The sequence below is a fragment of the Pararhizobium sp. LjRoot235 genome (assembly GCF_964254145.1).
Lineage (GTDB): Bacteria > Pseudomonadota > Alphaproteobacteria > Rhizobiales > Rhizobiaceae > Pararhizobium.
This window is the reverse complement of the sequence record NZ_CAXUSP020000001.1, coordinates 2883501-2897196: the sequence shown is the minus strand read 5'-3', so window position 1 is coordinate 2897196 and position 13696 is coordinate 2883501. Positions and strand designations below refer to the sequence as shown.

Annotated in this window: 13 protein-coding genes; all 13 read left to right on the top strand. The window is 60.5% G+C overall.

Going from position 1 to position 13696, the window contains the following annotated elements; translation table 11 throughout:
• The first annotated feature begins 12 nt into the window (after positions 1-12).
• Positions 13-615 carry an NADH-quinone oxidoreductase subunit C gene (locus ACSQ2Z_RS13965; protein ID WP_436081739.1) on the top strand — a complete coding sequence of 201 codons (603 nt, stop codon included), beginning with the start codon at positions 13-15 and terminating at the stop codon, positions 613-615.
• A 59-nt stretch (positions 616-674) separates the two neighbouring features.
• Positions 675-1865 carry an NADH-quinone oxidoreductase subunit D gene (locus ACSQ2Z_RS13960; protein WP_436081738.1) on the top strand — a complete coding sequence of 397 codons (1191 nt, stop codon included), beginning with the start codon at positions 675-677 and terminating at the stop codon, positions 1863-1865.
• Positions 1865-2128 carry a hypothetical protein gene (locus tag ACSQ2Z_RS13955; protein WP_436081737.1) on the top strand — a complete coding sequence of 88 codons (264 nt, stop codon included), beginning with the start codon at positions 1865-1867 and terminating at the stop codon, positions 2126-2128. Before ACSQ2Z_RS13960 ends, ACSQ2Z_RS13955 begins: the two co-directional genes overlap by 1 nt.
• A 15-nt stretch (positions 2129-2143) precedes the next feature.
• Positions 2144-3256, top strand: coding sequence for an NADH-quinone oxidoreductase subunit E (locus ACSQ2Z_RS13950; RefSeq protein ID WP_436081736.1), 1113 nt, complete (start codon positions 2144-2146; stop codon positions 3254-3256).
• Between the two features lie 12 nt (positions 3257-3268).
• A complete protein-coding gene (gene nuoF, locus ACSQ2Z_RS13945) occupies positions 3269-4573 on the top strand; it encodes an NADH-quinone oxidoreductase subunit NuoF (RefSeq protein ID WP_436081735.1) in 1305 nt (434 codons plus the stop codon).
• Between the two features lie 5 nt (positions 4574-4578).
• Positions 4579-5265 (top strand): NADH:ubiquinone oxidoreductase, encoded by a 687-nt coding sequence (locus tag ACSQ2Z_RS13940; RefSeq protein WP_436081734.1) that lies wholly within the window; start codon positions 4579-4581, stop codon positions 5263-5265.
• 113 nt (positions 5266-5378) lie between these two features.
• Positions 5379-7460, top strand: a complete 2082-nt coding sequence (gene nuoG / locus ACSQ2Z_RS13935; protein WP_436081733.1) for an NADH-quinone oxidoreductase subunit NuoG — start codon at positions 5379-5381, stop codon at positions 7458-7460.
• Between the two features lie 21 nt (positions 7461-7481).
• A complete protein-coding gene (gene nuoH / locus ACSQ2Z_RS13930) occupies positions 7482-8525 on the top strand; it encodes an NADH-quinone oxidoreductase subunit NuoH (protein ID WP_436081732.1) in 1044 nt (347 codons plus the stop codon).
• 64 nt (positions 8526-8589) lie between these two features.
• Positions 8590-9081 (top strand): NADH-quinone oxidoreductase subunit NuoI, encoded by a 492-nt coding sequence (gene nuoI, locus ACSQ2Z_RS13925; protein ID WP_436081731.1) that lies wholly within the window; start codon positions 8590-8592, stop codon positions 9079-9081.
• A gap of 139 nt (positions 9082-9220) precedes the next feature.
• The gene (locus ACSQ2Z_RS13920) at positions 9221-9835 is read left to right on the top strand and encodes an NADH-quinone oxidoreductase subunit J (RefSeq protein WP_436083078.1); all 615 of its coding nucleotides are present in this window, start codon (positions 9221-9223) and stop codon (positions 9833-9835) included.
• A gap of 27 nt (positions 9836-9862) precedes the next feature.
• Entirely contained in the window at positions 9863-10171 is a 309-nt protein-coding gene (gene nuoK / locus ACSQ2Z_RS13915) for an NADH-quinone oxidoreductase subunit NuoK (protein WP_436081730.1), read from the top strand.
• A 7-nt stretch (positions 10172-10178) separates the two neighbouring features.
• Positions 10179-12176 (top strand): NADH-quinone oxidoreductase subunit L, encoded by a 1998-nt coding sequence (gene nuoL / locus ACSQ2Z_RS13910; RefSeq protein ID WP_436081729.1) that lies wholly within the window; start codon positions 10179-10181, stop codon positions 12174-12176.
• Complete coding sequence (locus tag ACSQ2Z_RS13905; protein ID WP_436081728.1) at positions 12176-13687, top strand: NADH-quinone oxidoreductase subunit M; 1512 nt, start codon at positions 12176-12178, stop codon at positions 13685-13687. The genes nuoL and ACSQ2Z_RS13905 overlap by 1 nt, the downstream gene beginning before the upstream one ends.
• Positions 13688-13696: the final 9 nt, after the last annotated feature.

Genomic DNA, 13696 nt, shown 5'->3' with positions numbered 1-13696 from the left:
GGGGATCTGATCATGAGTGAAGCCCTGAACGGACTGGCGACCTACATCCGCGAGACCCGCGGCGCGTTGATTTCCGATGCTGTCATCAGCTTCGGCGAACTGACGCTGATGGCGACCGCGGACAACCTGATTGCGCTTTTGACCTTCCTGCGAGACGACGCGCGCTGCGGTTTCGTCAATTTCACCGATATCTGCGGCGTCGACTGGCCGCAGCGCCCTGACCGTTTCGATGTCGTCTATCATCTCCTGTCGCCGAAGCAGAACTTGCGCATCCGCGTCAAACTCGCAACCGGCGAAGATCAGCCGGTACCGTCGGCCTGCGCCGTCTATCCGGGCGCCGACTGGTTCGAACGGGAAGCCTACGACATGTACGGCATCCTCTTCACCGGCCACCCGGATCTGCGCCGCATTCTGACCGACTACGGTTTTGAGGGGTATCCGCTGCGCAAGGACTTCCCGACGACCGGTTTCGTCGAAGTGCGCTACGACGACGAAGCCAAGCGGGTTGTCTACGAGCCGGTGGAACTGAAGCAGGAATTCCGAAACTTCGACTTCACGTCGCCCTGGGAAGGAACGGACTACGTTCTGCCGGGTGATGAAAAGGCGAAGCAGTAAGAACAACGAAGGCCGACGCCGACGCTATTGCGTAGGCGCTTCGGCTCGGAGCAAGCGGCATGAACGAACATAACGTCCGGAATTTCAACATCAATTTCGGCCCGCAGCATCCGGCGGCGCACGGCGTGCTGCGTCTCGTGCTGGAGCTCGACGGCGAAATCGTCGAGCGCGTCGATCCGCATATCGGCCTGCTTCACCGCGGTACCGAGAAGCTGATTGAAACCAAGACCTATCTGCAGGCCGTGCCCTATTTCGACCGGCTCGACTATGTCGCGCCGATGAACCAGGAGCATGCCTTTGCGCTGGCGGTTGAGAAATTGACCGGAACGGAAGTGCCGATCCGCGGCCAGCTGATCCGCGTTCTCTATTCGGAAATCGGCCGTATCCTGTCGCACCTTCTGAACGTCACGACGCAGGCCATGGACGTCGGCGCGCTGACGCCGCCGCTCTGGGGCTTCGAAGAGCGCGAAAAGCTGATGGTCTTTTATGAGCGAGCCTGCGGCGCGCGCATGCACTCGGCCTATTTCCGTCCGGGCGGCGTTCATCAGGACTTGCCGCATGAACTGGTGGAAGACATCGGCAAGTGGATCGATCCGTTCCTGAAGACCGTCGACGATATTGATGAGCTTTTGACCGGCAACCGCATCTTCAAGCAACGCAACGTCGACATCGGCGTGGTGACGCTCGACGATGCCTGGGCCTGGGGTTTTTCCGGCGTCATGGTGCGCGGTTCGGGTGCCGCATGGGACCTACGCAAGGCGCAGCCTTACGAGTGCTATGCCGACATGGATTTCGACATCCCGATCGGCAAGAACGGTGACTGCTACGACCGCTACCTGATCCGCATGATCGAGATGCGCGAAGCGGCCAAGATCATGCGCCAGTGCGTCGATCGACTGCTCGGCGATGCCAAGATCGGGCCGATTTCGTCGCTCGACGGCAAGATCGTGCCGCCGAAGCGTGGCGAGATGAAGCGCTCGATGGAAGCGCTGATCCATCATTTCAAGCTCTACACCGAAGGCTATCATGTGCCGGAGGGCGAGGTTTACGCGGCCGTCGAAGCGCCGAAGGGCGAATTTGGCGTCTATCTCGTCTCCGACGGCTCCAACAAGCCCTATCGCTGCAAGATCCGCGCCCCGGGTTACGCGCATCTGCAGGCGATGGACTACATCTGTCGTGGCCACCAGCTGGCCGACGTATCGGCCATTCTGGGCTCGCTCGATATTGTGTTCGGCGAGGTAGACCGTTGATGCGTCTGAGCACCCTGATGCTTTGCGGATCGCTGCTTGCGGCGGCGCCGGCGTTCGCGCAGGAAACTGCGACCGACACCGGCGATCCGAGCATGAGCAGTTCGTCGGGCAGCGGCATGGGCAAGCTCCTGAGCCAAGGCTACGAGATCAGGGCCGCAGTGCCGAACGGCACGCGCTATATTGTATTTTTGCAGAAAGACCAGTCAGCCTATGCCTGCGAGTTCGTCTCCCTGACGAAGTCGCGGTGCGGTTCGATTAACTGATAAGGTGCGGGAAGAATGTCCGTTCGTCGACTAGCCGAGGAAAATGTCCAGCCAGCGAGCTTTGCCTTCAGCAAGGACAATGCTGTCTGGGCCAAGGCAACGATCAAGAAATACCCGAAAGGCCGCGAGCAATCCGCGGTCATTCCGCTGTTGATGCGGGCGCAAGAGCAAGATGGCTGGGTGACCAAGGCGGCAATCGAAAGCGTCGCCGACATGCTCGGCATGCCCTATATCCGTGTGCTTGAAGTCGCCACCTTCTACACCCAGTTCCAGCTGAAGCCGGTCGGTACGCGCGCCCACGTCCAGGTCTGCGGCACGACGCCCTGCATGCTGCGCGGCTCCGAGGATCTGATCAATCTATGCAAGAAGCGCATCCACCCCGAGCCGCTGACGCCGAATTTGGCGGGCACGCTGTCCTGGGAAGAGGTGGAGTGTCAGGGCACCTGCGTGAACGCGCCGATGGTGATGATCTTCAAGGATACCTACGAAGACCTCACGGTTCCGCAACTGGAATATATCATCGACCGATTCGACGCAGGCAAGGGGTCCGACGTTAAGCCGGGGCCGCAGATCGACCGCATCTTCTCGGCACCTGTCGGCGGTCCGACGACGCTGCTGACACCGGAAAAGAAACCGGCTACGCCACGCGTGAAAAAGGTGAGCGCCGAGCCCGCCGTCAGCGTACCGCCGTCCAATGCCGCAAGGGTGAAGACCGCTGCGCCGGAGACCGATCCAACCTTGAAGACGCCGGCGACCGCAAAGGCGGAATCGGCGGCGAACAACAAGGTTGCCGGGGAAACCAAAGCCGAAGGCGGCCCTGCTGCTAAAGCTCCAAAGCTGTCGCTTCAGGACAAGAACCGCCCGGCCGGCATCGAGAAACCGGCCACCCCGGATGACCTGAAGCTGATTTCGGGCGTTGGTCAGAAGATCGAAGGTACCCTGCATGAACTCGGGATTTTCACCTACGCGCAGGTTGCGGGCTGGAAGAAGGCCGAGCGCGAATGGGTCGACGGCTATCTGAATTTCAAGGGCCGCATCGACCGTGACGACTGGGTCAAGCAAGCCAAGGCGCTGGCCAAGGGCGGCGAAGCCGAATACATCAAAGTCTTCGGCAAGAAGCCGCGATAAGTTAGGTGAACCATGCTCGACGATAAAGATCGCATTTTTACCAATATCTACGGCATTCACGACAAGTCGCTGAAGGGCGCCATGAGCCGTGGCCATTGGGATGGCACCAAGCAGATCCTCGAAAAGGGCCGCGACTGGATCATCAACGAGATGAAGGCGTCCGGTCTTCGCGGTCGTGGCGGCGCCGGCTTCCCGACGGGTCTCAAATGGTCCTTCATGCCGAAGGAAAGCGACGGCCGGCCGCATTACCTGGTCGTCAATGCCGACGAGTCCGAGCCAGGCACCTGCAAGGACCGTGACATCATGCGCCACGATCCGCATACGCTGATCGAAGGCTGCCTGATCGCGAGCTTCGCCATGGGCGCGCATGCCGCCTATATCTATGTTCGCGGCGAATATATCCGCGAACGCGAGGCGCTGCAGGCGGCGATCGATGAATGCTACGACGCTGGCCTTCTCGGCACCAACAACAAGCACGGCTGGGACATGGACATCTACGTCCATCACGGCGCCGGCGCCTATATTTGCGGTGAAGAAACGGCGCTGCTCGAAAGCCTCGAAGGCAAGAAGGGCCAGCCGCGCCTGAAGCCGCCGTTCCCGGCCAATATGGGCCTCTACGGCTGCCCGACCACCGTCAACAACGTTGAATCGATCGCTGTCGCGCCGACGATCCTGCGCCGCGGCGCCGGCTGGTTCTCGGCGATCGGCCGTCCGAACAATGTCGGCACGAAGCTGTTCATGGTGTCCGGCCACGTCAACAGGCCGTGCACCTTCGAAGATGCGATGGGTGTGCCGTTCCGCGAGATGATCGAGCGCCATTGCGGCGGCATCCGCGGCGGCTGGGACAATCTCCTGGCGGTCATTCCGGGCGGTTCGTCCTGTCCGGTGGTCAAGGCCGAAGACATCATGGACGCGCCGATGGATTTCGACGGCATGCGCGACGTCAAGTCGTCCTTCGGAACGGCTGCCGTCATCGTCATGGACCGCTCGACCGATATCATCAAAGCGATCTGGCGGCTGGCTGCATTCTACAAGCACGAGAGCTGCGGCCAGTGCACGCCGTGTCGCGAAGGTACCGGCTGGATGATGCGCGTCATGGAGCGCATGGTTCAGGGCCGCGCCCAGAAGCGCGAAATCGACATGCTGTTCGACGTGACGAAGCAGGTCGAAGGTCACACGATCTGCGCGCTCGGAGACGCGGCCGCATGGCCGATCCAGGGTTTGATCCGCAATTTCCGTCCGGAAATGGAAAAGCGCATCGACGAATACACGCGGAATTCGACATCGCATGGGGCGGTGCTGCAAGCAGCGGAGTAAGCGATATGACCAGGCCGGAACAGGAAGCAGGCAAGGGAATGTGGGCAGGAAATGCCGGTCCTACGGCGAATTCCCCGGTCGGTGGCGATCCGTTCGGCATGGCCGCATGGTTGAAGGACATGCCGAAGGTGCCGCTGCATCCGCTGATGCAGCAGCAGGCAGCAGCGATGGCGGCGGCAACTGCGATCGGTCTCGGCATGACCAGTCACTTTGCCGGCTTGATGTTCGGCGCGATGCAGAGCGTAGCCGGGACGACGCAGAAAACGGCCGTCGCAGATGAAAAAGCGGCGCAGGGTCCCGCAGAACCGGTGGCAAGCGCTGCCGTGGTCGTGGATACGGCGGCGGTAAGGGAAACAGCGCCCGTGGCGAAGGCGCCGGATTCCGCGACGCCAGTCGCCGCGAGGCCGGTCAGTCAAGAGCCGGTTGTCAAGACGCCCGTGAAGGTTGAAAAACCGAAACGGCAGAAGGCTGCGGCGCACATAGTCGAAACGCAGGCCGACGACCTGAAGCAGATTTCGGGCATCGGTCCGAAGCTGGAACAGGTGCTGAACGGCATGGGTATCCGGCGTTACGCCGACGTGGCGTCGTGGAGCGAAAAAGATGTGCAGCGTTTCGACGCGCAGCTCGGTTTTGGCGGGCGCATCGCGCGGGATCGCTGGATCGAGCAGGCGAAGGCCCTGATGAAGGGTTGAGATTGAGTTTCGAACGGCAATCGAAGACGGTTTCCGTTCAAGAGGTTAGCGTGCCTTTATAATTTCTGTTCGCCGCTTTGGCCGGCGAATGAACGACAGGATTGAGTGCGAAGATGGCGAAGCTGAAAGTTGACGGAAAAGAGATCGAGGTCCCGGATCATTTCACGCTGTTGCAAGCGTGTGAAGAAGCCGGCGCCGAGGTTCCGCGCTTCTGTTTTCATGAGCGGCTGTCGGTCGCCGGAAACTGCCGTATGTGTCTGATCGAAGTGAAGGGTGGGCCACCGAAACCGGCAGCCTCCTGCGCCATGGGCGTGCGCGATCTGCGTCCCGGCCCGAACGGCGAAGCGCCGGAAGTCTTCACGACCACGCCGATGGTCAAGAAGGCCCGCGAAGGCGTCATGGAATTCCTGCTGATCAACCATCCGCTCGACTGCCCGATCTGCGATCAGGGCGGCGAGTGCGACCTGCAGGACCAGGCCATGGCCTTCGGCGTCGATTCGACCCGCTACAACGAGAACAAGCGCGCCGTCGAAGACAAGTATATCGGCCCGCTGGTCAAGACCGTGATGAACCGTTGCATCCACTGCACGCGCTGCGTCCGCTTTACCACTGAAGTTGCCGGTATCGCCGAACTCGGCCTGATCGGCCGAGGCGAGGATGCCGAGATCACCACCTATCTCGAGCAGGCGATGACCTCGGAGTTGCAGGGCAACGTCGTCGACCTCTGCCCGGTTGGCGCGCTGACCTCAAAGCCCTACGCCTTCAATGCCCGTCCGTGGGAACTCGGCAAGACCGAATCGATCGACGTCATGGACGCCGTCGGTTCTGCGATCCGCGTCGATACGCGCGGCCGCGAAGTGATGCGTGTCATGCCGCGCGTCAACGAGGAGATCAACGAAGAGTGGATTTCCGACAAGACCCGCTTCATCTGGGATGGCCTGAAGACCCAGCGCCTCGACCGCCCTTACGTGAAGAAGGACGGCCGCCTGCAGCCTGCGACCTGGAACGAGGCCTTTGCCGCGATCAAGTCGGCAGTTGCGAGGACGAGCGGCGACAGGATCGGCGCGATCGCCGGCGATCTGGCCTCCGTCGAGGAAATGTACGCGCTGAAGGAATTGATCTCGTCGCTCGGCTCGAAGAACATCGACTGCCGCCAGGATGGCGCAGCGCTCGATCCGTCGTTCGGCCGTTCAAGCTACATTTTCAATCCGACGATCCAGGGCATTGAAAGCGCCGACGCGCTGTTGATCATCGGCTCGAACCCGCGCTTCGAGGCCTCGGTTCTGAACGCCCGCATCCGCAAGCGGTTCCGCATGGCCAATTTCCCGATCGGCGTGATCGGCGAGCAGAGCGAGCTGCGGTACTCTTACGAATATCTGGGCGCCGGCACCGATACGCTGGCCGAACTGGTCGGCGGCAAGGGCAAGTTCCTGAGCGTCTTGAAGAAGGCGCAGCGCCCGATGATCATCGTCGGTCAGGGTGCGATTTCGGGTGGCAACGGTGCGTCGGTCCTCGCCGCAGCTGCCAAGCTCGCAGGCGCCATTGGTGCGGTCACCGCCGACTGGAACGGGTTTGCCGTTCTGCACACGGCAGCCGCCCGTGTCGGTGGCCTCGATCTCGGCTTCGTGCCGGGCGAGGGGGGCAAGACAGCAGCCGAGATGCTGACTGCTATGGACGTGCTCTTCCTGCTCGGCGCCGATGAGATGGATTTCTCGGCCAAGACCGCCGGCTTCACCGTCTATATCGGTTCGCACGGCGACGAAGGCGCGCATGGTGCCGACGTGATCCTGCCGGCTGCGACCTATACCGAAAAATCCGGAACCTGGGTGAATACCGAAGGCCGCGTCCAGATGGGCAACCGCGCCGGTTTCGCGCCGGGCGATGCCCGCGAGGACTGGGCCATCATCCGCGCGCTGTCGGATGTGCTCGGCAAACGCCTGCCGTTTGATTCGCTGAGCGAATTGCGCGCAAAGCTTTATGCTGCTCATCCGCATTTCGCCGAGGTCGACGTCATCGCTCCGGGCGCCAGCGGTGAAATTGCCGCACTTGGGCAAAAAGCCGGTGAGATGGCCAAATCGGTGTTTGCGTCTCCGGTCAAAGACTTCTATTTGACGAACCCGATAGCACGCGCATCCGCCGTCATGGCCGAATGTTCGGCTTTGGCACGCAACAACTTCAAAGCTGCGGCGGAATGAGCGCGAGGGAATAAGACGAAAATGGACGCTTTCATTTCGACCTATGTGTGGCCGACGGCCCTCATGATCGCCCAGTCGCTTCTGCTTCTGGTCGCTCTCCTGATCTTCATTGCCTATGTTCTGCTCGCCGACCGCAAGATCTGGGCCGCGGTGCAGATGCGCCGTGGACCGAATGTGGTCGGCCCCTGGGGACTTTTCCAGTCCTTCGCCGATCTTTTGAAGTTCGTCTTCAAGGAACCGGTCATCCCGTCAGGCTCGAACAAGGTGCTCTTCCTGCTGGCGCCGCTGGTCTCCGTCACTCTGGCGCTGGCGGCCTGGGCCGTCATTCCGCTCAATGCCAACTGGGTGATGGCAAATATCAATGTCGGCATCCTCTATGTGTTCGCCATATCGTCACTTGAAGTCTACGGCGTCATCATTGGCGGTTGGGCATCGAACTCGAAATATCCGTTCCTCAGCGCGCTGCGCTCGGCAGCGCAGATGGTCTCCTATGAAGTCTCGATCGGTTTCGTGATCGTCACCGTGTTGCTTTGCGCCGGCTCGCTGAATCTGACGGATATCGTCGATTCGCAGCGTGACGGCCTCGGCACGATGATCGGGCTGCCAGGTTCCTTCCTGGATTGGTACTGGCTGCCGCTGTTCCCGATGTTCATCGTCTTCTTCATCTCGGCGCTGGCTGAAACCAACCGTCCGCCCTTCGACCTCGTCGAAGCGGAATCGGAACTGGTCGCCGGCTTCATGGTCGAATATGGCTCGACCCCCTACATGATGTTCATGCTCGGCGAATATGCGGCCATCTGCCTGATGTGCGCGCTGACGACGATCCTGTTCCTCGGCGGCTGGCTGCCTCCGGTCGATGTCTGGTTCTTCAATTGGGTTCCCGGCATCGTCTGGTTCGTCCTGAAGGCTTCGATGGTGTTCTTCATGTTCGCCATGGTGAAGGCTTTCGTGCCGCGCTACCGCTACGACCAGTTGATGCGCCTTGGCTGGAAGGTCTTCCTGCCGCTGTCGCTCGCCATGGTCTTCATTGTTGCAGTCACGCTGAAACTGGTGGTGTGGGCCTGATGTCCGTTTCCCGTTTCGCAAAATTGGCCGGCGCCTCCCAGGCCGGCATGTTTGGAGGTTGATGATGGCAAGTCTGTCGCAAGCCGTCAGTTCGCTGTTCCTCAAGGAATTCGTCGGCGCGTTCTTCCTGTCGATGCGCTATTTCTTCGCGCCGAAGTCGACGCTGAACTATCCGTTCGAAAAGGGGCCGGTCAGCCCGAGGTTCCGCGGAGAGCATGCGTTGCGCCGCTATCCGAACGGCGAAGAGCGCTGCATTGCCTGCAAGCTGTGCGAGGCGATCTGTCCTGCCCAGGCGATCACCATCGAAGCCGGCCCGCGCCGCAACGATGGCACGCGCCGCACGGTCCGCTACGACATCGACATGGTGAAATGCATCTATTGCGGTTTCTGCCAGGAAGCCTGTCCGGTGGACGCGATCGTCGAAGGTCCGAACTTTGAGTTCGCCACCGAGACGCGCGAGGAGCTCTACTACGACAAGGAGCGCCTGCTTTCCAACGGCGACCGTTGGGAACGGGAAATCGCCCGCAACATCGCAATGGACTCGCCTTACCGCTGAGACCGTTCGATGGAACTGCGCCCTGCCTTGCCGGGCAGGCGTAAACGAGATTTTGGGCGTGGCCGGAAGACCGGTCCGCCAGTGGGAAGGGTGGCCTGCCGGTCATGCCTGCCTTGGGAAGACGAAAAAGGCACCGATCATGGGTCTGCAGGCTCTTTTTTTCTATCTTTTTTCATTCGTCGCGGTTGCGTCGGCGTTCATGGTCATTTCCGCGCGGAATCCGGTTTATTCCGTGCTGTTCCTGATCCTGACGTTCTTCAACTCGGCCGGTCTGTTCCTTCTGACAGGCGCTGAGTTCCTCGCGATGATCCTGCTGGTCGTCTATATCGGCGCGGTTGCGGTTCTCTTCCTCTTTGTGGTGATGATGCTCGACATCGATTTCGCCGAATTGAGGGCAGGGGTGCTTGACTATGCGCCGGTTGGGGCGCTGATCGGCCTTGTGCTCGCGGCCGAGCTGATCATCGTGGTCGGCGGTAGCACGCTCTCGCCGGAGATCGCCAAGTCAATTTCGATGCCGATCCCGGCCGTTACGGAGCGAACCAACACGGCAGCACTCGGTGACGTGCTCTACACGCACTATGTCTACTTCTTCCAGATCGCTGGCCTGGTTCTTTTGGTCGCGATGATCGGTGCCATCGTGCTGACGCTGCGCCATCGCGAACACATCAAGCGCCAGGATATTCCCACACAGGTTGCCCGTTCGCCGAAGACCGCTGTCGAAGTGGTCAAGGTGAAGTCGGGACAAGGTCTTTAAGGCGGGCGGGGTCAAGGAACAATCATCATGGAAATAGGTATTTCCCACTATCTGACCGTTAGCGCCGTCCTGTTTACACTCGGCGTCTTCGGCATCTTCCTCAACCGGAAGAACGTCATCATCATCCTGATGTCGGTGGAACTCCTCCTGCTTGCGGTGAACATCAATATGGTTGCCTTCTCGTCGTTCCTGAACGACATCACCGGCCAGGTGTTCGCCTTGTTCATTCTGACCGTCGCAGCCGCGGAAGCCGCGATCGGTCTTGCAATTCTCGTCGTCTTCTACCGCAACCGCGGCTCGATCGCCGTCGAAGACGTCAACATGATGAAGGGCTGAGCTGGGAATGAATACGATTATTCAAGCCATCGTCTTCCTGCCGCTGATCGGCTTCCTGATCGCCGGCCTGTTCGGCACTTCGATTGGTGCCAAGGCGTCGGAATATGTCACCAGCGGCTTCATGGTCATCGTCGTCGTGCTGTCGTGGTTCGTCTTCTTCAACGTCGCGCTTGGCGAGACGGAGATGATCAAGGTCCAGGTGATGCGCTGGATCCAGTCCGGCAGTTTCGACGCCGAGTGGGCTTTCCGCGTCGATACGCTGACGGCCGTGATGTTCGTCGTTGTCAACACGGTGTCGAGCCTGGTGCATATCTACTCGATCGGCTACATGCACCACGATCCAAACCGGCCGCGCTTCTTCGCCTACCTGTCGCTGTTCACCTTCGCGATGCTGATGCTGATCACCTCCGACAATCTGGTGCAGATGTTCTTCGGCTGGGAAGGCGTGGGTCTCGCGTCCTATCTGCTGATCGGCTTCTGGTACAAGAAGCCTTCGGCGAACGCCGCGGCTATCAAGGCCTTCGTCGTCAACCGCGTTGGCGACTTCGGCTTTGCGCTCGGCATCTGCGGTGTCTTCGTTCTGTTCGGCTCGGTCAATTTCGAAACGATCTTTGCGGCCGCTGCCAGCTATCTGCCGGCCGAGGGGGCCGCTGAAGGCGGCGAAGCCGTCATCAACCTTTTCGGCATGCATCTCGACAAGGCGCATGCTGTCACTGCCATCTGCCTGCTGCTCTTCATGGGCGCGATGGGCAAGTCGGCGCAGTTCCTGCTGCACACCTGGCTGCCGGACGCGATGGAAGGCCCGACCCCTGTGTCGGCGCTCATCCATGCCGCAACCATGGTCACCGCCGGCGTCTTCCTCGTTGCCCGTATGTCACCGTTGTTCGAACTGACCGAGGATGCCCGCACGGTCGTCGTCCTGATCGGCGCGATCACGGCCTTCTTCGCAGCCACCGTCGGCCTCGTGCAGAACGACATCAAACGCGTCATCGCCTATTCGACCTGTTCGCAGCTCGGCTACATGTTCGTGGCGCTCGGCGTCGGTGCCTATGGTGCTGGTATCTTCCACCTGTTCACGCATGCCTTCTTCAAGGCGCTTCTGTTCCTTGGCGCCGGCTCGGTCATCCATGCCGTCGACGGTGAACAGGACATGCGGTTCATGGGCGGCCTGCGCAAGCACATTCCCCTGACCTATTGGACGATGTTCATCGGCACGATTGCGCTGACGGGGGTCGGTATCCCAGGCACGGTCATCGGTACGGCAGGCTTCTTCTCGAAGGACGCGATCATCGAATCGACCTTCGCCTCACACAGCGTGCTCTCCGGTTTCGCTTTCTCGCTGCTGGTGCTCGCCGCGCTGTTCACGAGCTTCTATTCCTGGCGCCTGACCTTCATGACCTTCCACGGCAGGCCGCGCGCTTCCCATGAAGTCATGCACCACGTCCATGAATCGCCGCAGGTCATGCTGGTGCCGCTCTACCTTCTCGGCGCCGGCGCGCTTCTCGCCGGCTTCCTGTTCCATGATTATTTCTTCGGCCATCACTATGCCGAATTCTGGCAGGGCTCGCTGTTCACGCTGCCGGAGAACGAGCTGCTCGAGGAATATCACCATGTTCCGCTCTGGGTGAAATGGAGCCCGTTCTGCGCCATGGCACTCGGCCTGATCACAGCTTGGTACATGTACATTCGCTCGCCTGAAACGCCGAAGTACCTGGCCAATCAGCATCGCGTCCTCTACCAGTTCCTGCTCAACAAGTGGTATTTCGACGAAATCTATGACTTCCTGTTCGTGCGTCCGGCCAAGCGTCTTGGCACCTTCCTCTGGAAGGAAGGCGACGGCCGGGTCATCGACGGCTTTGGCCCGAACGGCATCGCCGCCCGCGTCATGGACGTCACCGACCGGGTCGTTCGCCTGCAGACCGGCTACCTCTATCACTATGCTTTCGCGATGCTGATCGGCATTGCGGCGCTCGTTACCTGGATGATGCTCGGGAGCTCCTTCTGATGACCGATTGGCCCATTCTTTCCGCGGTCACCTTCCTGCCTTTGGCCGGCGTTGCTCTTCTGCTCCTCATGCGTGAAGACAGCGCCTCCGGTCGCCGCAATATCCTGAATATCTCGCTTCTGACGACGATCGCGACATTCATCCTGTCGCTCTGGGTCTGGTGGAGCTTCGACTACACCAACCCGGGCTTCCAGATGATCGAGAAGCATGCCTGGCTCGGTACGGGCATCTCCTATTATCTCGGCGTAGACGGCATTTCGGTGCTCTTCGTCGTGCTGTCGGCCTTCCTGATGCCCTTCTGCGTGCTGGCGAGTTGGGTGACCATCGAGAAGCGCCTGAAGGCGTACATGATCGCCTTCCTGCTTCTGGAAGTGTTCATGGTCGGCGTCTTTGTCTCGCTCGATATCGTGCTGTTTTACGTGTTCTTCGAAGCCGGCCTGATCCCGATGTTCATCATTATCGGCGTCTGGGGCGGCAGGGATCGCGTCTACGCGTCCTACAAGTTCTTCCTCTATACGCTGCTCGGCTCGGTGCTGATGCTGCTCGCCATCATGGCGATGTACTGGCAAGCCGGCACGACCGATATTACGGAACTGCTTGCCTACAACTTCCCGCGCCAGATGCAGACCTGGCTATGGCTCGCCTTCTTCGCCTCCTTCGCCGTGAAGATGCCGATGTGGCCGGTTCATACCTGGCTTCCCGATGCGCACGTCCAGGCGCCGACGGCAGGCTCGGTCATCCTGGCGGGCATCCTCTTGAAGCTCGGCGGTTACGGCTTCCTGCGCTTCTCGCTGCCGATGTTCCCGCTGGCGTCGGAATATTTTGCGCCCATGGTCTTCTCGCTGTCGATCGTCGCCATCATCTACACCTCGCTGGTCGCGATGATGCAGTCCGACATCAAGAAACTGATCGCCTATTCGTCGGTCGCCCATATGGGCTACGTCACCATGGGGATTTTCGCCGCGAATACGCAAGGCGTACAGGGCGCGATCTTCCAGATGCTGTCGCACGGCATCGTCTCGGGCGCGCTCTTCCTTTGCGTCGGCGTTGTCTATGACCGCACCCACACCCGCGAGATCAGCGCCTATGGCGGCCTTGTCAACAACATGCCGAAATATGCGGTCGCCTTCATGGTCTTCACCATGGCCAATGTCGGCCTTCCCGGCACCTCCGGCTTCGTTGGCGAAATCACCACGCTGCTCGGTGCTTTCCGGGCAAACACCTGGGTTGCCTTCTTCGCAACGAGCGGCGTCATTCTCTCGGCCTGCTACGCGCTCTGGCTTTACCGCCGCGTGATCTTCGGTGCACTCGAGAAGGACAGCCTGAAGTTGCTGCTGGACCTCTCGGGCCGCGAGAAGGCCATTCTTTATCCGCTGGTCGTGCTGACCATCTTCTTCGGCGTCTATCCGGCTCCGGTGTTCGATGCGACGGCAGCCTCGGTGGATCTCCTCGTGAACAACTACACTGCCGCCGTGCAGGCCGCGCAAGACGTTGCGCTTTCGGCGAAATGACGACAGGAC

What these genes read in the sequence shown, in the direction of transcription:
- ACSQ2Z_RS13965 (WP_436081739.1), top strand. Translation starts at nt 13, where the DNA reads ATGAGTGAAGCCCTGAACGGACTGGCGACCTACATCCGCGAGACCCGC.
- ACSQ2Z_RS13960 (WP_436081738.1), top strand. Translation starts at nt 675, where the DNA reads ATGAACGAACATAACGTCCGGAATTTCAACATCAATTTCGGCCCGCAG.
- ACSQ2Z_RS13955 (WP_436081737.1), top strand. Translation starts at nt 1,865, where the DNA reads ATGCGTCTGAGCACCCTGATGCTTTGCGGATCGCTGCTTGCGGCGGCG.
- ACSQ2Z_RS13950 (WP_436081736.1), top strand. Translation starts at nt 2,144, where the DNA reads ATGTCCGTTCGTCGACTAGCCGAGGAAAATGTCCAGCCAGCGAGCTTT.
- nuoF (WP_436081735.1), top strand. Translation starts at nt 3,269, where the DNA reads ATGCTCGACGATAAAGATCGCATTTTTACCAATATCTACGGCATTCAC.
- ACSQ2Z_RS13940 (WP_436081734.1), top strand. Translation starts at nt 4,579, where the DNA reads ATGACCAGGCCGGAACAGGAAGCAGGCAAGGGAATGTGGGCAGGAAAT.
- nuoG (WP_436081733.1), top strand. Translation starts at nt 5,379, where the DNA reads ATGGCGAAGCTGAAAGTTGACGGAAAAGAGATCGAGGTCCCGGATCAT.
- nuoH (WP_436081732.1), top strand. Translation starts at nt 7,482, where the DNA reads ATGGACGCTTTCATTTCGACCTATGTGTGGCCGACGGCCCTCATGATC.
- nuoI (WP_436081731.1), top strand. Translation starts at nt 8,590, where the DNA reads ATGGCAAGTCTGTCGCAAGCCGTCAGTTCGCTGTTCCTCAAGGAATTC.
- ACSQ2Z_RS13920 (WP_436083078.1), top strand. Translation starts at nt 9,221, where the DNA reads ATGGGTCTGCAGGCTCTTTTTTTCTATCTTTTTTCATTCGTCGCGGTT.
- nuoK (WP_436081730.1), top strand. Translation starts at nt 9,863, where the DNA reads ATGGAAATAGGTATTTCCCACTATCTGACCGTTAGCGCCGTCCTGTTT.
- nuoL (WP_436081729.1), top strand. Translation starts at nt 10,179, where the DNA reads ATGAATACGATTATTCAAGCCATCGTCTTCCTGCCGCTGATCGGCTTC.
- ACSQ2Z_RS13905 (WP_436081728.1), top strand. Translation starts at nt 12,176, where the DNA reads ATGACCGATTGGCCCATTCTTTCCGCGGTCACCTTCCTGCCTTTGGCC.